This window comes from Spirillospora sp. NPDC048819 (assembly GCF_040650055.1).
Taxonomy (GTDB): Bacteria; Actinomycetota; Actinomycetes; order Streptosporangiales; family Streptosporangiaceae; genus Spirillospora.
In genome coordinates this window covers 68,858-86,368 of record NZ_JBEZGN010000002.1, presented here as the reverse complement: position 1 = coordinate 86,368, position 17,511 = coordinate 68,858, and the positions used below count along the sequence as shown (strand labels likewise).

Genomic DNA, 17,511 nt, shown 5'->3' with positions numbered 1-17,511 from the left:
CCTTTACCGGCACGCCCCGAGTGTCCCCGTCTGGGCGATCTCCCGTGAGGAGGAGCCGACCATGACCCGGTAGCAGCCGTCCGCGACCTTCCACGCCTTCGCGCCTTCGTTCCAGTAGGCGAACGAACGCGAGGACAGCGGGAACGTCACCTTCGCGCTCTCACCGGGTGCGAGCGTGACCTTCGTGTAGCCCTTGAGCTGCCTGGGCGGCTGCGGGACGTCCACACCGGGCGACGGCATGCCGATGTACAGCTGCGGGACGGCGATGCCGGCGCGCTGACCGGTGTTCGTCACCGTCACCTGAACCGACTTCGTGCCGGCCTCCAGGCCGCTGTAGCGGAACGTGGTGTAGGACAGCCCGTGCCCGAACGGGAACCGCGGCGTGATGCCCTTCGCGTCGTAGTGCCGGTAGCCGACCATGACGCCTTCGGAGAAGGTGATGGTCTTGTCGACACCGGGGTACTGCGCAGGGTTCCCGGACGTGGGCGCGTCGTTCTCGTTGACGGGGAACGTCACCGGAAGCCGTCCGCCCGGGTCCACGTCCCCGTACAGGACGCGGGCCAGAGCGTTCCCGGCCTCCTGACCGGGATACCAGGCCTCGACGATGCCCTTCACCTGCCCGGCCCACGGCGTCAGGACCGGACCGCCGGTGTTGAGCACGACGATGGTGTTCGGGTTGGCCTTGGCGACCTCGGAGATCAGGCCGTCCTGGTCGCCCCTGAGCGGCTCGCCGCACTCCAGCGTCAGGCACGACTTGTCGAAGAACTCGCCCTGGCTGTCGGTGGCGAACACGATCGCCACGTCCGCAGCACGCGCCGCGCCGGCCGCCGCAGCATGGTCGTCACCGTTGTTGAAGGTGATCTGGGTTCCGGAGCCCGCGCGGCGGGCGATGCCGTCCTGTGCGCTGACCGCGGTGAACGGGACGACCTTCGCCGACCCGAAACCGCTGGGGCTCTCCTGCGCGGCCCGGCCGATCAGCGCGATCGACTTGGGTGCCTTCAGCGGAAGGGCGCCGTCGTTCTTCAGCAGCGTGATCCCGGCTTCCTCGATCTTCCTGGCCGCCGTCTCGCTCGCCGTCCGGTCGACGCGGGTGAGGTCGTTCGGGAAAGCCTGCCGGTCGAACACCCCGAACTCGAACATGGTCCGCAGGACGTTGCGGACGTGCCCGTCGATGGTCGCCTGCGTGACCTTCCCCTGCGCGACGGCCATCTTCAGCAGGAACGCGTTGTACTTCATGCCGACCGGCAGTTCCATGTCGAGCCCGCCGTTGGCGGCCTCGGCGGTGTCGTGGACCGCGGTGTGGTCGGACGCCACGAACCCCTTGAAGCCCCACTCCGACCGCAGGATCTTGTTGAGGACGGCGTCGTCCTGGCAGGCCCACCGGCCGTTCAGCTTGCCGAACCCGCACATGACGGTCGCCGCGCCGCCCTGCTTCACGGCGGCCTCGAACGGCGGCAGGTAGATCTCGCGCAGCGTGCGCGGGTCCACGTTCATGCCCAGCGACAGGCGGTCGGTCTCCTGCGTGTAGACGGCCAGGTGCTTGACCGACGTCATCACGCCCTGGGCCTGCGCGCCCTTGATCCAGGGCACCCCGAGGGTCGCCGACAGGTGGGGGTCCTCGCCGAAGCCCTCGAACGTCCGGCCGTTGCGCGGGGTGCGCAGGACGTCCACGGTCGGCCCGAAGACGACGTCGTTGCCGCGGTGCCTGGCCTCCCACGCCACCGTCCGGCCGTACAGCTCCGCGGTCTCCGGGTCGAAGCCCGCCGCCATCGCGATCGGCGCGGGCAGCGCCGTGGCCTTGCCCTGCCGGACGCCCGCCGGCCCGTCGGCCATGTAGACCGGGGGGATGCCGAGCCGCTCGATCCCGTCGTTGGTGTCGGCGTGCGCCGTCTCGAAGAACCCGCCGAGCGGGCCGCCGAACGGGTCGTCGGACGCGAGCATCGCGATCTTCTCGTCGGCGGTCATCCGCGGCAGCAGCAGGTCCGTCCGCTGGTCCGGCGTCAGCGACGTGTCGCACCACGGCCGCTGAGCCGGGTCGCCGCACCGTCCGGTGTCCGCGCGCGCGTCCCCGGGGGCCGACACCGCCGCCAGCGCCAGGACGGACGCGAGCGCGCCCGCGGCCGGCAGCCATCTCCCCACCCGCATCAGTGCTCCTCCAGTTTCTGCACGCGCTGCTCGTTCCGCGCGGACTCCTCGGTCTCCGCGTGCCCCTCGTCCGGCACGGGCCCCTCGTTCTGCACACGCAGGGCGTTCAAGGCGAAGGCGACCATGTGGTAGTGGCCGATGAGGATCACCAGCTCGATCAGTTCGCGCTCGCCGAAGCGCGTGGACAGCTCGGTCCACGTCGCGTCGCTCACCGTCCCGCGTGCGTGGAGTTCGTCCGCGGTCGTCAGGACCATGAGGTCGTCGTCGCTCCAGCCGTGCGCGTCCGGGTCCAGCCGGAGCGCGGCGATCTCGGACTCGGTGAGCCCGGCGGCCAGCGCGAGCCCGCGGTGGTGGTCCCACTCGTAGGCGCAGGACCTGTGGTGCGCCGTCCGCAGGATCGCCAGCTCGCGGTCCCGGGCGCTCAGCGTCCCCTTCATCAGCAGCATCGAGCCGAACCCGATCCAGGAGTGGAACAGCGCCGGATGCCTGGCCAGGGTGGTGAAGATGTTCAGGGGCCCGGTGCTGGCGGCCACGGCCTTGAGCAGGTCGTCCCACTCCCGTTCGGGGAGCGGGTCGAAGCGCGGGACGCGGTTGCCCGGGGTGTCGGCACACATGGCGACATTTCTGCCACCAATCGGTGGGAAAGTTCTAGTCCACCGGGGAAAATTGACCGGATTGTGTCACTTGAGTGCTCAGGTGCTGCGTGTGGTGGCCGCAACCGCGAGTTCCGAGAGGGCCCCGCGGGACTCCTCGTCCACGGGCGCCGAGCGCAGCGCCGCCTCCGCCTCGGCCAGGTAGCGCTCGATCATCTCCTCGCAGGCGGCGAGGCCGCCGGTCTCCTCGATGACCGCGCGCAGCTCGTCCACGCCGGCACGGTCCAGGTCCGGGTCGCCGAGGCGGCGCCGCACCGCCGACGCCTGCGCCGCGGACGCGCGTTCCAGCGTCAGGGCGACCAGCACGGTCCGCTTGCCCTCGCGCAGGTCGTCGCCCGCGGGCTTGCCGGTCTCGGCGGGGTCGCCGAACACGCCGAGGACGTCGTCGCGCAGCTGGAACGCGATGCCGAGCGGCAGGCCGTAGCCGGTGAGGGCGGCGGTCACGTCCGGGCGGGCCCCGGCGAGCGCCGCGCCGAGGTGCAGGGGACGCTCGATCGTGTACTTGGCGCTCTTGTACTCCACCACCCGCAGCGCCGTGCCGACGGTCGCCTCGCCGCGCGTGCCCTCCAGCATGTCGAGGTACTGGCCGCACATGACCTCGGTGCGCATCAGGTCGTAGACCGCCCGGCCGCGCCGCCTGCGCTCGCCGTCCAGCCCGCACGTCTCGAACATCTCGCCCGACCAGGCCAGGCACAGGTCGCCGAGCAGGATCGCGGTGCCGGCGCCGAACGCCTCCGCGTCGCCCGGCCACGACTGCGCGTGGTGCAGCGCCTCGAACCTGCGGTGGACGGACGGCTGGCCGCGGCGGGTGTCGCTGGAGTCCATGACGTCGTCGTGGATCAGCGCGCTCGCCTGCAGCAGCTCCAGGGACGCGGCGGCGGCCACGATGCCGGGGCCGTTCTCGCCCCCCGCGGCGCGCCACCCCCAGTAGCAGAACGCGGGACGCAGCCGCTTGCCGCCGCCCAGCAGGGCGTCCAGGGCGGACAGCATGGGCGTCAGGTCGTCGCTGATGGTCAGCAGGGCCGGGCGCTGCCGGTCGACGAAGGCCAGGAGCGCCTCGTCGACCTCCTTGCGGATGCGGCTGGTCGACATGCCGAGATCGTATCCACCTGGGGGGATCCAACCGTCCGCCAGAAACGTGAGATGTCACTAGATCTTCGGAAATGCGTGCATATCACCCGCACGGTGTGCCGAGCATCACTCCGATCGGCGGGTCCGCCGGGCTTCTGTAGGCTTGGGGAATGCGACGTCTGCGGCCGAACCGTCCCCCCACCGTCCGGGAGCTCCTGGCGTCGGGCGGCAGGTCCTTCTCGTTCGAGTTCTTCCCGCCCAAGACCGACAAGGGCGCCAGGAACCTCTGGCGCACCATTCGGGAACTGGAATCCCTCCACCCGACCTTCGTGTCCGTGACCTACGGCGCCGGCGGCGGCACCCGCGACAAGACCGTCGACATCGTCGAGCGGATCGCCACCGACACCACGCTCACCCCCGTCGCCCACTTCACCGCCGTCGACCACTCCCAGGCCGAGCTGCGCAACCTGATCGGGCGGTTCGCCTCCGTCGGCGTCCGCAACATCCTCGCCGTGCGCGGCGACCCGCCCGGCGACCCGACGGGGGAGTGGGTCAAGCACCCCGACGGCGTCGAGTACGCCTCCGACCTCGTCCGGATGATCCGCTCCTACGGCGACTTCTGCGTGGGCGTGGCCGCGTTCCCCTACAAGCACCCGCGCTCACCCGACATCGAGAGCGACACCCGGCACTTCATCGAGAAGTGCCGCGCCGGCGCCGACTACGCCATCACCCAGATGTTCTTCCGCGCCGAGGACTACTTCCGCCTGCGCGACCGCGTCGCCGCGGCCGGCTGCGACGTGCCGATCCTGCCCGGCATCATGCCGGTCACCCAGATGAGCACGATCGAACGGTCCGAGCAGCTGTCGGGCGCGCCGTTCCCGCCCGAGGTCAGGGCCCGCTTCGAGGCCGTCGCGGACGACCCGGAGGCGGTGCGCCGCCTCGGCGTCGAACACGCCGCCGAACTGTGCCGCGAACTGCTCGACCAGGACGCGCCAGGAATCCACTTCATCACGTTCAACAAGTCCACGGCGACGCGCGAGGTCTACGGGCTCCTGGGCGCCGACGCGTACGGCGTCAAAGGCAGCGCCCCGCCCATGACCGCGTAGCGGGGCCCGCCGCCGGGGAACTCGAAGTCGGTCAGCAGATCGACCATGCCGACCGAGCGGTAGAGGGAGCGGGCCGGCGTGTCCGGCCGCCTGTCCAGCGTCGACAGCACGACGGTCCGCTCCGGCCTGCCCTCGCACAGCGCGTTGAGCAGGCCCCGTCCGAGGCCCTTGCCCTGTGAGTCGGGGTGGACGTGAAGCTCCGCCACCTCGAACGTGTCGCCCAGCCACGCCTCCGCGTGCCCGGGCCCCTCCAGATCGCTGAGCGCCTGGTAGACGACGTCATGCCACCACTGGCCGCGCGTCCCGTGGAACCCGTACGCGAACCCCTGGACGGGGCCCGCCAGCACGGGCAGCGCGCCGCGCCGTTCCACCACGAACGCCCGGAACCCGGGATGCGACGCGTGCCGCTCCATGATGGTGTGGCGGCCGGGAAGCTGCTCGTTCGGCGGTTCCATCGCGGCCGCGTAGACGTCCAGCATGGGGCTGAGCCTGCGTAGGAAGGCGCGTTCGTCGATCTCGCGCAGCTTCGGGTCCCTCACGCGACAGAGACTAGACCCGGGGGACGGTCCGCCGGGTAGCGGAGAGTCGATCGTAGATGTCCCAGAGGATACGGTCGGCGGCCTTTTTCAGCGTCTCCCGGTTGGCGTCGAGCCGTCCGCCCCACTGGCGCGCCTCCGGGCCCAGCCACGCGTCCGTCCCGCGCAGGGTCTTGACCGGCGCGTCGAGCGCCTGGCGCAGCCGGTCGATGCCGCCGTAGGCGTCCGCGTACGCCTGATGGAGCCGCCGGTACTCCGGATTGGGCTGCTCGTTCGGCGACAGCCGGGCGGCCGCCGCGCCGGTGAGCGGCGGCGGAAGGCTTCCGGGAGGCGGTGGAGCGGCCATCACTCCCTCCCGCCGGGCGTGCGCAGATCGAGCCTCCCGACGGCCTCACGCGTCCGCCGGCTCATGTCGGCGCCCGTGAGCACCCGCACGGCGACGGGACGCACTCCGGCGCGGTCGGCCTCGGCCAGGAACGCGCGCAGCCACTTCACGTCCATCGTCAGATGGTGGCTGGAAACGCCGAGCGACTCCCGGACGGCCGCCAGCTTCGCCTCGTCCCCGTCCGCCGCGTCGAGCAGGCCGGACGCTCCCGCCGGACCGAGCCGCTCGTACAGCTCCCAGGTGTAGTCCGGGTCGTCGGCATTGGCCTTCAGATGCTGCCACACCGGATCGGGGACGGGCCTGCCGTCCTGGATCGACGCCGCCACGGCGAGCGCGTCGCCCTTGGCGGCCTTGGCCGCGGCCCGCCGGTCCGGGAAGTTGCCGATGTCCCCGGCGCCGCTCGGCGTGAGCCGCCCCGGCGTCCCGGGCGGGGTTCTCGGCGGTGCCGCCTTCGGCGGTGACGTCCTCTGAGGCGATTTCTGAGGCGGTGCCGCCGGGGGCGCGGCTTTGCGGGGCGGTTGGCGCGTTCCCACCGGTGCGCCGCTCGGCCCACCCGGCGTCGGCGGCGGGGGCGCGTCCACCCCGCCGCCGGGGGCCGGATGAGTGATCGCGTAGTTGTACCGCCGTGTCAGCATCCCGACCTGTTCGGCGGCCCACCGCGCCACCTGGTCGGCCTGCCGGTACCCCGCCGCCGGCACCCCCGGCGGCGGGCGGTGCGTGTTCAGCCAGCTCTGGATCGCGTTCTGCGCGTCCTGAAGCTGCTTGACGACCTGGTTGAGCGCCGGCGGATCGATTCCCCGGAACTCCGGGTCCCGCGCCGCCGGGCCCGTCCGCATCCCCGCCGTCATCGCCCCTCCGGGAGGTCACCGGCCGACGTGCCTCGACTCCCCAGAATCACACCCCGGTCACTGGCTGTCGAGTGCCTTGCGCACCGATTCGTCGTCACGGGCGACGACGGCGGCCCCGCCGGTCAGGACGATCGGCCGCTGGATCAGCACGGGGTTCGCCACCATGATCTCGATCCACCGGGCGCGATCGCGTTCGAGGTCCTTCAGCCCGAGTTCCTTGGCGACCGGCTCGTTCAGGCGCGCCACATCCCACGGCTCGGCGCCGATCCGGGTGAGCACCGCGTCCAGCTCGTCCGCCGTGGGCGGCTCGTCCAGGTAACGGCGTTCGATGTACTCCACGCCCGCCTCGTCCAGCGCCGCCTTCGCGGCCCGGCTCTTCGAACAGCGCGGGTTGTGCCAAAGCTCCATGTCGCTCATTCTCGCGTCACTCCACTTCCGCCGGGGTCCCCCCGGTGATCCTCAGCAGTTCCTCGTACGACGTGGGGAAGACGGTGTGCGGATGCCCGCCGGCCGCCCAGACCTGGTCGTACTTGTCCAGCCAGACGTCCACGAGCGTCCTGACCGGCGCGGGGTGGCCCAGCGGCGCGACGCCGCCGATCGGCTGTCCCGTCGCCTCCCGGACGAACTCCGGCGACGCCCGCCTCACCTTCGCCGCCCCCACCAGCGACGCGACCTTCGCCGTGTCGACACGGTGCGCGCCGCTCGTCATCACCAGCAGCGGCGCCCCGTCGGCGTCGAACAGCAGGCTGTTGGCGATGGCCCCTACCTCGCAGCCCAGCTGCTCCGCGGCGGCCTGCGCCGTCCGCGCGGAGTCGGGCAGCTCGACGATGACTCCGGTCGCGCCCTGATCGAGCAGGGCCTTCGCGACACGTTCGGCATTCGGGTGCATGGAAAGCACTTTAAGCTCAGCGCATGCGTGGGAGACCTATGGGCATGCGGAAGAGCGCGGTTCTGCTGATTTCGGCCGTCCTCCTGGCGGGCTGCAGCGGGACGGACGAAGCGGCCCCGCCGCCGGCGAGCTCGCCTGTCGCGAAACCGGCGACGCCCACACCGACTCCCACTCCCACGCCCACGCACCGCAAGCTGAAGCCGGGCGCGAAGGGCCCCGACGTGGAGGAACTCCAGCGTCGCCTCAAGCAGCTGCACTACGACCCGGGCAAGATCGACGGGAAGTACGGGCCGTCCACCCAGATGGCCGTCTGGGCGTTCCAGGCGGTCAACCGCATGAAGCAGAAGGGCACGCTCGGCACGTCGTTCTGGGAGGCCCTGGCCGACCCCGAGGAACCTCGCCCGATGGCCAAGAAGCGTGAGAAGGACCGCGTCGACGTGGACCTGAAACGCCAGTACCTCGTCGTCTACAAGGACGGCGCGCCGCGCCTCATCACGCACATCTCGTCGGGTTCGGGCGAGCTCTTCTGCACCGAGGACCGCGGGTGTCGCTATGCCACGACCAGCACGGGCGACTTCCGGACGGGACGGCGCTTCTCCGGCTGGGAGACCTCGCCCCTGGGCCGGCTCTACAACCCGATCTACTTCAACGGCGGCATCGCCTTCCACGGCGCCCTGAGCGTGCCCAGGGACCCGGCCTCGCACGGCTGCGTCCGGATGCCGATGCACATCGCCGAGTACTTCCCGGACCTGCTCGGAGCGAACGTCCCCGTGCACGTCAGGCGGCCTCGCTAGGGCCTCGCCGCGGAACTGTCGTACCCCGCTGTTCCACTGGTGTCATGCCCGCTGACCTGCGGGATGCGACACACGTTCGAACACGTTGACGAATCGCCGTCAGGGCGCTTTACTGGGTCATGCGTCGAACTTATGTTCGACGTGGTGCGGGACTCGCGGCCCGCGCCAGGGCGACGTCCCCGCCGATCGCGGTGTTTCGGCGGGACGGACGGCCGGGCGGAGTGAGGGGAAGCTCTCCGCCCGGCCGGCCCGAGCCCCGGAAGGAGGCAGAAATGTCCGGAACGATGACCGCACGCGGAGTCCACTCCGCCGCCCAGTCCGTCCCGCCACCTAGCCCACGCCACCGCCCGCTGCCCGCGCCGCGCCCGGCGCACACGGCGGTCGGCCAGCTGCACGCCGCCCGCATGGGCCTCGCAGAGGCCGCCGAGGCCACCTCGCCCGCCGTCCGCTACGTCTGCGCCCACCTGGCCGCGCTGCGCGCCGCCGCCGCGGTGCTGGCGTCCAAGGAACCGCTGGAGACCCACCGCCGCGGGCGTCCCCGCAGCGTCTGGGTGCTGCTGCCCGAGGCCGAGCCCGCACTGCGCGAGTGGGCCGCCTTCTTCGCCGCCGGCGCCGACAAGCGCGCCGCCGCCGAGGCGGGCCTGCCGCGCGCCGCCACCCCGCGCGAGGCCGAGGAACTCCTGCACGACGCCGAGGTCTTCGTCACCCTCGTCGAAGACACCCTCGGCATCATCGGCCAGCCGACTTTGTCATAGCAGTCCCGGCCCACGGAGCTCGCCTTGCGGCGCGCACCGTGACCGGGCCTGTGCGAGCGCGGCATCGCTTCGCGATCTGCCCGGTGAGGCTCGCCTGCGGCATCGCCTCACCGGTCAGGTAACGCGCTCGCGCGGTGGCTGAGGCCGGATCCAGGAAACACGCATTGACCACTCCGGAGGCCGTCCCACCTCCCCGGGACGGCCCACCGCCGGAGGCCCGGGCGACCGTCCCGTCACAGGGCGGCCGCTCCGGCCTCCGGCGGCCCCGGGCGATCGCGCCGGCGACGGCCGCAACCCCCCGAGCCGGCCCCGCCGGCGCGATCCCGCCCGCAGAACCGCCGCTCCCCGGCCACCCGACCCACGCCGCCGCGCGTGCCGTCTTGCCGCCACTCTGCCGTCGTGCCGCCCTGCCACCACCCTGCCGTCGTGCCGTCCTATAGCCGCCGTGTGGTGCCGTGGTCGGCGGTGTCCGTCCAGTCGTTCGGGGGTCTCGGCGGTGGGGTCAGGTTTGGTGGGCGGGGCGGTTGCCGGAGGTGGGCTCGCTGAGGACGTCGTGGGACTTCAGGTGGTCGATCAAGAGGCGGCCGATGTGCCTGATGTGTTCGGCCATGGCGTCGCGGGCGGCGTCGGCGTCGTGGGCGCGGAGGGCGTCGAAGACGGCGGAGTGGTCGTGCGCCGACGCCTCCGCCCAGCCCTCGATGGTGCCGAAGAAGCCCAGCGGGACGTAGTGGACCGTCAGGCTGAGCAGGGACGTCATCCGGTGTGAGGCCGACGAGCGGTTGATCGTCCGGTGGATCTCGTGGTTGAGGCGGTCGACCTGCTCGGCGTCGCGGTCGCGGGCCGCGGCCTCCAGGCGGGTCTGGATCCGCTGGAGACGCTCGATCTCGGCGTCGTCCAGCGCGCGGGCGGCGCGGGCGGCGAGTTCCCCGGCGATGTGGGCCTGCACGGCGAACAGGTCGGCGACGTCCTGCGCGGTGATCGGCAGCACCCGGAAGCCGCGGCGCGGCTCCCAGCGGACGGCGCCCTCGCTGTGCAGGATCATCAGCGCCTCGCGCACGGGAGTCGCGCTGATGCCCAGCTCGGCGGCCAGGTGCTCGGTCCGGATGTAGTCCGGGGCGCGCAACTCGCCGATCATGATGGCCTCGCGGACGTGCGAGGCGACCATCTCGCTGAGCTGGTGCCTGACGGCCGGGACGGGACGGCGCCCGGTGCGCGGCGCCTGGCCGACGGGCATATCTCCCCCGCTCTCCTTGCCGGAACGACGTGAGCATATCGTCGGGTGACCGCGCCGCCCGCGATGTCGCGCGGGGGTGCGGACATCACCGGGAGGCCGGTGCAATATTCTATAGAATCCGCCGACATCCACCCCGAGGAGCCGCTGTGCGCGACCGAGACGCCCTCTACATCGACGGAGCGTGGACCAGCCCGCTGGGCGGCGGGGTCATCGCCGTCGAGAACCCCGCGACCGAGGAGACCCTCGCCACCGTGCCCGAGGGGACGGCTGAGGACGTCGACCGCGCCGTCCGGGCCGCCCGGGCCGCGCTGCCCGCCTGGTCGGCGACGTCGTACAAGGAGCGTTCGGAGTTCCTCGGACGCCTCCACGACGCGCTCGCGAGCCGCGAGGAGGCCATCGCGCGGACGATCGCGAGCGAGGTCGGCACGCCGATGCGCATCGCGACCCGCATCCAGGCCGGGCTGCCGCGGACGGTGGTGGCCGGGTACGCCGAGATGATCGCCGGGGGAATGCCGGACGAGCGCGTCGGCAACTCCCTGATCGTCCGCGAGCCGGCCGGCGTCGTCGCCGCGATCACGCCGTGGAACTACCCCCTGCACCAGATCACCTGCAAGCTCGCCCCCGCCCTCGCGGCCGGCTGCACGATCGTGATCAAGCCGAGCGAGATCGCTCCGCTGGTCGCCTACGAGCTGCTGGACGCCGTCCACGAGGCCGGGCTGCCCGCCGGCGTCGTCAACCTCGTCCCCGGATACGGCCCGGTCGTCGGCGAGGCCCTCGCCACCCACCCCGAGGTCGACATGGTGTCGTTCACGGGGTCGGTGCGGGCGGGCTCCCGGGTCGCCGAGCTGGCCGCCGGGACGATCAAGAAGGTTGCCCTGGAGCTGGGCGGCAAGTCCGCGAACGTCATCCTGGACGACGCCGACGTCAAGACCGCCGTGAAGGTCGGCGTGTCCAACGCGTTCCTCAACGGCGGCCAGACGTGCACGGCCTGGACGCGGATGCTCGTCCACCAGGACCTCTACGACCAGGCCCTCGATCTGGCCAAGGGCTTCGCGGAGGGTTTCGCGCCGGGGGACCCGCTCGACTCGTCCACCAAGCTGGGCCCGATGGTGTCCAAGGCGCAGCTCGACCGGGTGCGCGGCTTCATCGACACCGGTGTCTCCGAGGGCGCGCGTGTCGTGACCGGTGGTACCGCCACGCCGGACGGTTTCGACCGCGGCCACTACATCTCGGCGACCGTTCTGGCCGACGTCGACCAGAACGCGACCGTCGCGCAAGAGGAGATCTTCGGGCCGGTCCTGTCCGTCATCCCGTTCCGGGACGAGGACGAGGCGCTCCAGATCGCGAACAACTCCCGCTATGGCCTCGCAGGGGGTGTGTGGGCGGCCGACCAGGACCGGGCCGTCGCGTTCGCCCGTCAGGTGAAGACGGGCTCCATCGACGTCAACGGCGGCGCCTTCAACCCGATGGCCCCGTTCGGCGGCTACAAACAGTCCGGGCTCGGCCGCGAGATGGGCCGCTTCGGCCTCGACGAGTTCACCGAGATCAAGTCCATCCAGCTCTGAACCCCAGCGGAGGAGAACACCCATGGTCAAGGCCGTCGTCGCCACCGAGCCGGATGCTCCGTTGCAGGTCCGCGACATCGAACTGCCCCCGGTCGGCCCCGGGGACGTCCGGGTCCGGGTGGCGGCGGCGGGGGTGTGCCACTCCGACCTGTCGATGATCAACGGCACGCTCACGCCGAAGTTCCCCCTCGTCCTCGGCCACGAGGCCGCGGGGACGGTCGCCGAGGTGGGCGCGGACGTGACGAAGGTGCGGCCCGGCGACCACGTCGTGCTGAACTGGGCCGCCGCCTGCGGCGAGTGCTGGTTCTGCGGCCAGGGCGAGCCGTGGCTGTGCAGCGCCGTGGAAGGGGCCGTGAGCCCCCTGTCCGGCGCCACGCTGGACGGCGCCGAGGTCTACGCGTGCATGGGCGTCGGCGGGTTCGCCGAAGAGCTGGTCGCCCCGGAACGCTCGGTGGTGCCGCTGCCCGCGTCCGCCCCGCTCGACCTGAGCGCGCTGCTGGGCTGCGCCGTGCTGACGGGGTTCGGTGCCGTCCGCAACACGGCGCAGGTCCGTGAAGGGCAGTCGGTGCTCGTCATCGGTCTCGGCGGTATCGGGCTCTCGACCGTGATGGGCGCACGCCTCGCCGGCGCCGGAACCATCATCGCCGTGGACCGGGGGACCGAGAAGGAGGACCTCGCCAGGGCGGCGGGTGCGACGCACTACCTGGAAGGCGACCCCAAGCTGGCCAAGCAGGTCCGCGCCCTGACGGAAGGACGCGGCGCCGACCACGCCTTCGAATGCGTGGGCAAGGCGGACCTCATCCGGACGGCCTGGCAGTCGGTGCGGCGCGGCGGGCAGTGCACGGTCGTCGGCGTCGGGGCCCGCGACGACGCCACCACCTTCAACGCCTTGGAGCTGTTCCACTTCAACCGGCGGCTGACCAGCTCCGTCTACGGTTCGTCCGATCCCGACCGGGACGTCCCGCTGCTCGTCCAGGAGATCGACGCGGGGCGGCTCGACCTGTCCACCCTGGTCACCCATCGCATCGGCCTGGACGGCGTCGCCGGCGCGTTCGACCGGATGCGGGCCGGCCACGGCGCCCGCTCCCTCATCGAGGTCGCCCGATGACCCTCCCGCTCGCCGGGATGCGCGTGATCGAGCTGTCCAGCTTCGTCGCCGTGCCGCTGGGCGGGATGACCCTCGCCCAGCTCGGCGCGGACGTGATCCGCGTCGACCAGATCGGCGGCGGCCCCGACATCGACCGCCGGCCGCTCGCCCCGTCCGGCCGCAGCCTGTACTGGGCCGGGCTCAACAAGGGCAAGCGGTCCGTCACCGTCGACCTGCGTTCCCCGGAAGGCCGCGAACTGGTCGCGGGCCTTGTCGCGGAGAGCGGCACCGTCGTGACCAACGCGCCGCCGCGCGGCGGACTCACCTACGAGGTGCTGCGCGAGACGCGTCCCGACCTGATCCACGTCCAGCTCCAGGGCCGCCGGGACGGGGGCAACGCCGTCGACTACACGGTGAACGCCGCCGTGGGCTTCCCGGCCGTCACGGGTCCGCCCGAGCAGACCGGCCCGGTCAATCACGTACTTCCCGCCTGGGACATCGCGTGCGGCCTCTACCTGACCGTCGGCCTGCTGGCGGCCGAACGGCACCGCCTGCGCACGGGTGAAGGCCAGAGCCTCCGCGTCGCCCTGCAGGACGTCGCCCTGGCCACGGCCGGGAACCTCGGGTACCTCGCCGAGGCCCAGCTCGGCGGGGTCCGACCCCGCCTCGGCAACAGCCTCTTCGGCGACTTCGGCCGCGACTTCGCCACCGCCGACGGCCGCGTCATGGTCGTCACCCTCACCCCCCGCCACTGGCGCGACCTGGTGGAGGCCACCGGGTTCGGCGAGGTCACCGCCGCCCTCGAACGCGCCCTCGGCGCCGATTTCCGCAGCGCCGGGGACCGCTACACCTACCGCGAGACCCTCGCCGGCGTCCTCGCCCCCTGGTTCGCGTCCCGCACCTGCGCGCAGATCGAGGACGGCCTGAAGGGCACGTCCGTCCTCTACTCCCGCTACCGCGACTTCACAGAACTGACAGCCGACCTGGACACCGAACCCCTCATGGCCCCACTGGACCAGCCGGGGATAGGCCCCCACCTGGCCCCAGGCTCCCCGCTACGCCTCGGTGAGACGTCCACGCCCCCCGCCCCGGCCCCGACCCTGGGCGAGCACACGGACGAGGTCCTCCAGAACGTCTTGGCCCTTTCCCGGGACCGAGTGAAGGATCTGCGCACTCGCCGCATCGCCGGCGAATCGTGACCGGACGGGCCCGGCGGGTCAGCGGCGGCGGCGCCGGTAGGAGACCGCCAGGGCGGCGAGGAGGGGCGCCCAGGCCACCATGGGCAGGTAGAGGATGCCGACGAGCGCGTGGCCGGTCGGCGTCATGCCGTCATGGGGCATCGCCCACCAGGCCAGCAGAGGCGTCCACAGGAAGGCGAGGACGGCGACGCCCAGCCAGGCGGGTATCAGGACCGTCCTGGGCGGGATGTTCCTGCCGCCGATGAACGGGACCCGGCGGGGGACCACCTCGCCCCACCGCTGGACCAGGCCGAGCGCCAGCAGCGCGGCGACCTCGGTGAGCACGGAGAGCATGATCAGGTAGAAGGCTCCGGAGAACCCGGGCGGGCGCACTCCCTGGAAGCCGCTCTCGGTGTAGCCGAGGTGGAAGCCCATGGCGAGGCCGAGCCGCCACAGGGCGGACGGCAGCGCGAGCAGCGTGATCGCGTGCGCGGCCCTGTGAGCCCAGCGGGGGGCGCGGGGGACGGGCGCGCCGAGTCCGGTGGAGGCGTTCTCAAGGGCGGCTGCGGTCGTCATGGACACGATCATGCCCACCGGGTGCGGCCGGTGCCTCCCGCCGGCGGCCGAGCCGCCTCCCCCGTGCGGTGGATCATTCCTGTGACGGGCGGGACGGCGTCCGCACGGGACCGGCTGAACGCCTCAGTGACGTCGGACACGGTACCGCGTCCTTCTTGTGAGCGTCGGTGCAGGTACTGACCGGTTGTGGAACCCGGCCACGTCGGTCGCGCTTTGTCGACATATGAGATTGTTAGGCTGGCGAACTAAGGGAGATCATGGTGTCGGCGCGGGGCGGGCGGGGGCTTGTGCCGCTGCTGGCGTTCCTCGGCGTGATGGCCTACTCGCTGTCCATGGCCGTCGTGACGCCCGCGCTGCCGCAGATCCAGGAGGGCCTGGACACGACGCCCGCCGGCGCCGCGTGGGCGCTGACCGCGATGACCCTCTCCGCGGCCGTCGCCACGCCGGTGGTCGGCCGCCTGGGGGACCTGTACGGGCCGCGGCGCGTCCTGCTCGCCGTGCTCACGGTCGCCACCGCGGGAATGGTCGTCGCCGCCCTGGCGACGACGGTGCCGGTCATGCTGGCCGGGCGCGCCCTCGGCGGCATCGGCAGCGGGGTCTTCCCGCTGGCCTACACGATCATCCGGGACGTCATCCCGGCCGCCCGCAGGGCCTCGGCGGTCGGGCTGATGTCGTCCATGCTGGGCCTCGGCGGCGCCGTCTCCTGGTGCCTGGCCGGGCCGATCATCGACTTCCTCGGCTGGAGGTGGCTGCTGTGGGTGCCGGTCGCCGGCCTGGTGCCCGGGGTCGTCCTCGCCTGGTGGATCGTTCCGCGCGCCGCGCCCCGGGAGGCCGCCAAGGTCGACTGGTGGGGCGCCGTCCTCTTCGCCGCCTGGCTGGTCGCCGCCCTCACCGCCCTCACCCAGGGCGTCGAGTGGGGCTGGACGTCGCCGGGCGTCCTCGGCCTGCTCGCCGTCTCCCTCGTGACGGCCGCCGCCTGGCTGTGGGCGGAGCGCCGCGTCTCCGAACCCCTCATCGACCTGCGGCAGATGCGGGCACGCGGCGTCTGGACGGCGCACGCCGCGTCGCTGCTGTCCGGCTACGCGCTCATGGCGGGCGGGCTTCTGTTCCCCCTCCTCGTCCAGCTCCCGGAGGACACCGGCTACGGTTTCGGCGGAACGGCCACCCAGGCGGCCATGCTGCAACTGCCCGCCAGCATCGGCATGACCGTCGCGGGAATGACGGCGGGCCTCCTCGACCGGCGGATCGGGTCCCGCATGGTCCTTCTCGGCGGCGCGCTGATGACGGGGCTCGGCTACGCGTTCGTGGCCGCCCAGCACGAGACCATGTGGCAGCTCTACACCGGCGGCCTGGCCCGCGGAATCGGCCTGGGCTTCGCCTACGCCGCCGTCGCGAACCTCGTCGTCGCCGCCGTCCCCGCGAGCGAGACCGGCGTCGCCACCGGCGTCAACACCCTGCTCCGGACGGTCGGCGCGTCCCTCGGGCCCCAGATCAGCGCGGTCATCCTCGTGATGGTCCCCGGGGACGGCGGCTACAGCGCGGGCTTCGCCATGAGCGCCGCCGTCATGACCCTCGTCGTCCCCCTCGCCCTCCTCGTCCCGCGGAGGAGGCGCCGAGGCGCGGCGGCGCCGCGTTTCGCGGACGAGCCGCGCTCCGCGCTCATGATGTCCCAAGCCGAGAAATAGGGCGGGGACCCCGGACGCCGTGACGCGAGACGGGGCCCGGCGTGCACGCCGGGCCCCGTCGCGGTGGTGCGGGTTATATCAGAACGACTCGACGGCGCGGCGCGCCTCCGGGTCGAGGACGCCCCAGCCGATGAGCTCTTCGGTCAGCTCCGTCGGGGACTTGTCGTAGATGACCGCGAGTGAACGCAGGTCTTCCTGGCGTATGGACAGGACCTTTCCGTTGTAGTCGCCCCGCTGGCTTTGAATCGTCGCGGCGTAACGGGCGAGAGGACCGGCCTTGTCTTTCGGAAGCTGCTGCAACCGCTCTAGATCGATCACGAGCTTGGGTGTAGGCCCGAGCGGGCTCGGCGCGGCTCCGCCGGGCAGCAACTCGGAAACCGGCACGCCATAGAAATCGGCGAGCTCGGCCAGCTTCTGAACGGTGACGGCGCGGTCGCCCCGCTCGTACGAACCCACGACGACGGCCTTCCAGCGGCCACGTGACTTCTCCTCCACACCGTGCAGGGACAGGCCCTGCTGGGTGCGGATGGCGCGCAGGCGCGCGCCGAGAGCCTTAGCGTATTCAGACGGCATTGTGCGGCCCCCAGGCTCACTTTCGTCGTCGTCGGACTCCGGCGGTCGCCGGAGGGGGACAGTTCTGCGGGGCCTTTGCGCCACAGGAGCCTGTCCCCAGGGATGGTTACGGACAGTGACGGTAAAACGGAGAAGGCCCTAGGTCAAGCTGATTGGAAAAAAGCGGTCGAATCCGCCGGACTCCATCCGGACGGTCCGGATCGTCCGCAACCCCTGTGGGCACGGCGTGCACGGCCGGTCACGCGGCCGGTCCGCGGTCCGGCGGCCGCTCGGATGTGACCCCTCTCACCTGCGAAGACATGGAGCGGTCCGGATGCGGGGCGGTTTCGGCCTGCTGCTAACGTGGGGGAGACAAGACGTCCTTTAAGGCCCGTCCAGTGAGGCGGGAAAGGAGGTTCGGTGGTGAATGCTGCCTCCAGGCCGGAACGGCC

Annotated in this window: 18 protein-coding genes; 7 read left to right on the top strand and 11 right to left on the bottom strand. The window is 72.1% G+C overall.

Annotation, left to right across the window (positions count from 1 at the left end; translation table 11 throughout):
• Positions 1 to 3 precede the first annotated feature (3 nt).
• The 3 genes from AB0C35_RS03475 to AB0C35_RS03465 form a co-directional block, all read right to left on the bottom strand.
• Positions 4 to 2,145, bottom strand: coding sequence for a glycoside hydrolase family 3 C-terminal domain-containing protein (locus AB0C35_RS03475; RefSeq protein WP_358450031.1), 2,142 nt, complete (start codon positions 2,143 to 2,145; stop codon positions 4 to 6).
• A complete protein-coding gene (locus AB0C35_RS03470; RefSeq protein WP_358450029.1) occupies positions 2,145 to 2,759 on the bottom strand; it encodes a carboxymuconolactone decarboxylase family protein in 615 nt (204 codons plus the stop codon). Before AB0C35_RS03470 ends, AB0C35_RS03475 begins: the two co-directional genes overlap by 1 nt.
• A gap of 78 nt (positions 2,760 to 2,837) precedes the next feature.
• Positions 2,838 to 3,890 carry a polyprenyl synthetase family protein gene (locus AB0C35_RS03465; protein ID WP_358450027.1) on the bottom strand — a complete coding sequence of 351 codons (1,053 nt, stop codon included), beginning with the start codon at positions 3,888 to 3,890 and terminating at the stop codon, positions 2,838 to 2,840.
• Between the two features lie 149 nt (positions 3,891 to 4,039).
• On the opposite strand from AB0C35_RS03465, the gene metF reads away from it, so the two are divergent.
• Positions 4,040 to 4,975, top strand: coding sequence for a methylenetetrahydrofolate reductase [NAD(P)H] (gene metF / locus AB0C35_RS03460; RefSeq protein WP_358450025.1), 936 nt, complete (start codon positions 4,040 to 4,042; stop codon positions 4,973 to 4,975).
• On the opposite strand, the gene AB0C35_RS03455 is transcribed toward metF, so the two are convergent.
• Genes AB0C35_RS03455 through AB0C35_RS03435 form a run of 5 tightly spaced genes read right to left on the bottom strand, consistent with a single transcriptional unit; the run spans position 4,912 to position 7,633 of the window.
• Entirely contained in the window at positions 4,912 to 5,514 is a 603-nt protein-coding gene (locus AB0C35_RS03455; protein ID WP_358450023.1) for a GNAT family N-acetyltransferase, read from the bottom strand. The two genes, metF and AB0C35_RS03455, sit on opposite strands and share 64 nt — an antisense overlap.
• A 10-nt stretch (positions 5,515 to 5,524) precedes the next feature.
• Positions 5,525 to 5,857: a hypothetical protein gene (locus tag AB0C35_RS03450; RefSeq protein ID WP_358450021.1), complete on the bottom strand. Its 333-nt coding sequence runs from the start codon at positions 5,855 to 5,857 to the stop codon at positions 5,525 to 5,527.
• Positions 5,857 to 6,744 (bottom strand): hypothetical protein, encoded by an 888-nt coding sequence (locus tag AB0C35_RS03445; protein ID WP_358450019.1) that lies wholly within the window; start codon positions 6,742 to 6,744, stop codon positions 5,857 to 5,859. The genes AB0C35_RS03450 and AB0C35_RS03445 overlap by 1 nt, the downstream gene beginning before the upstream one ends.
• A 57-nt stretch (positions 6,745 to 6,801) precedes the next feature.
• Positions 6,802 to 7,152 carry an arsenate reductase family protein gene (locus tag AB0C35_RS03440; protein WP_358450017.1) on the bottom strand — a complete coding sequence of 117 codons (351 nt, stop codon included), beginning with the start codon at positions 7,150 to 7,152 and terminating at the stop codon, positions 6,802 to 6,804.
• Positions 7,153 to 7,168: 16 nt separating this feature from the next.
• Positions 7,169 to 7,633: a YbaK/EbsC family protein gene (locus AB0C35_RS03435; RefSeq protein WP_358450015.1), complete on the bottom strand. Its 465-nt coding sequence runs from the start codon at positions 7,631 to 7,633 to the stop codon at positions 7,169 to 7,171.
• A 23-nt stretch (positions 7,634 to 7,656) separates the two neighbouring features.
• Here AB0C35_RS03435 and AB0C35_RS03430 point away from each other — a divergent pair, with 23 nt between their 5' ends.
• Both AB0C35_RS03430 and AB0C35_RS03425 read left to right on the top strand, forming a co-directional pair.
• A complete protein-coding gene (locus tag AB0C35_RS03430; RefSeq protein ID WP_358450013.1) occupies positions 7,657 to 8,427 on the top strand; it encodes a peptidoglycan-binding protein in 771 nt (256 codons plus the stop codon).
• Positions 8,428 to 8,699: 272 nt separating this feature from the next.
• Positions 8,700 to 9,182, top strand: a complete 483-nt coding sequence (locus tag AB0C35_RS03425) for an SAV_6107 family HEPN domain-containing protein (RefSeq protein WP_358450011.1) — start codon at positions 8,700 to 8,702, stop codon at positions 9,180 to 9,182.
• A 502-nt stretch (positions 9,183 to 9,684) separates the two neighbouring features.
• On the opposite strand, the gene AB0C35_RS03420 is transcribed toward AB0C35_RS03425, so the two are convergent.
• Entirely contained in the window at positions 9,685 to 10,416 is a 732-nt protein-coding gene (locus AB0C35_RS03420) for a GntR family transcriptional regulator (protein ID WP_358450009.1), read from the bottom strand.
• Between the two features lie 146 nt (positions 10,417 to 10,562).
• Here AB0C35_RS03420 and AB0C35_RS03415 point away from each other — a divergent pair, with 146 nt between their 5' ends.
• The 3 genes from AB0C35_RS03415 to AB0C35_RS03405 are packed head-to-tail and all read left to right on the top strand — an operon-like array spanning position 10,563 to position 14,267.
• Positions 10,563 to 11,981: an aldehyde dehydrogenase family protein gene (locus AB0C35_RS03415; RefSeq protein WP_358450007.1), complete on the top strand. Its 1,419-nt coding sequence runs from the start codon at positions 10,563 to 10,565 to the stop codon at positions 11,979 to 11,981.
• 22 nt (positions 11,982 to 12,003) lie between these two features.
• On the top strand, positions 12,004 to 13,089 hold the full coding sequence (locus tag AB0C35_RS03410; protein ID WP_358450005.1) for a Zn-dependent alcohol dehydrogenase: 1,086 nt from the start codon (positions 12,004 to 12,006) through the stop codon (positions 13,087 to 13,089).
• Positions 13,086 to 14,267: a CoA transferase gene (locus AB0C35_RS03405; RefSeq protein ID WP_358450003.1), complete on the top strand. Its 1,182-nt coding sequence runs from the start codon at positions 13,086 to 13,088 to the stop codon at positions 14,265 to 14,267. The genes AB0C35_RS03410 and AB0C35_RS03405 overlap by 4 nt, the downstream gene beginning before the upstream one ends.
• A gap of 18 nt (positions 14,268 to 14,285) precedes the next feature.
• Here the strand turns inward: AB0C35_RS03405 and AB0C35_RS03400 are convergent, their stop codons facing one another.
• Complete coding sequence (locus AB0C35_RS03400; protein ID WP_358450001.1) at positions 14,286 to 14,822, bottom strand: hypothetical protein; 537 nt, start codon at positions 14,820 to 14,822, stop codon at positions 14,286 to 14,288.
• Between the two features lie 257 nt (positions 14,823 to 15,079).
• Here AB0C35_RS03400 and AB0C35_RS03395 point away from each other — a divergent pair, with 257 nt between their 5' ends.
• Positions 15,080 to 16,507, top strand: a complete 1,428-nt coding sequence (locus tag AB0C35_RS03395) for an MFS transporter (protein ID WP_358449999.1) — start codon at positions 15,080 to 15,082, stop codon at positions 16,505 to 16,507.
• Positions 16,508 to 16,585: 78 nt separating this feature from the next.
• On the opposite strand, the gene AB0C35_RS03390 is transcribed toward AB0C35_RS03395, so the two are convergent.
• Entirely contained in the window at positions 16,586 to 17,080 is a 495-nt protein-coding gene (locus tag AB0C35_RS03390) for a transcriptional regulator (protein ID WP_021597992.1), read from the bottom strand.
• Between the last annotated feature and the right edge of the window lie 431 nt (positions 17,081 to 17,511).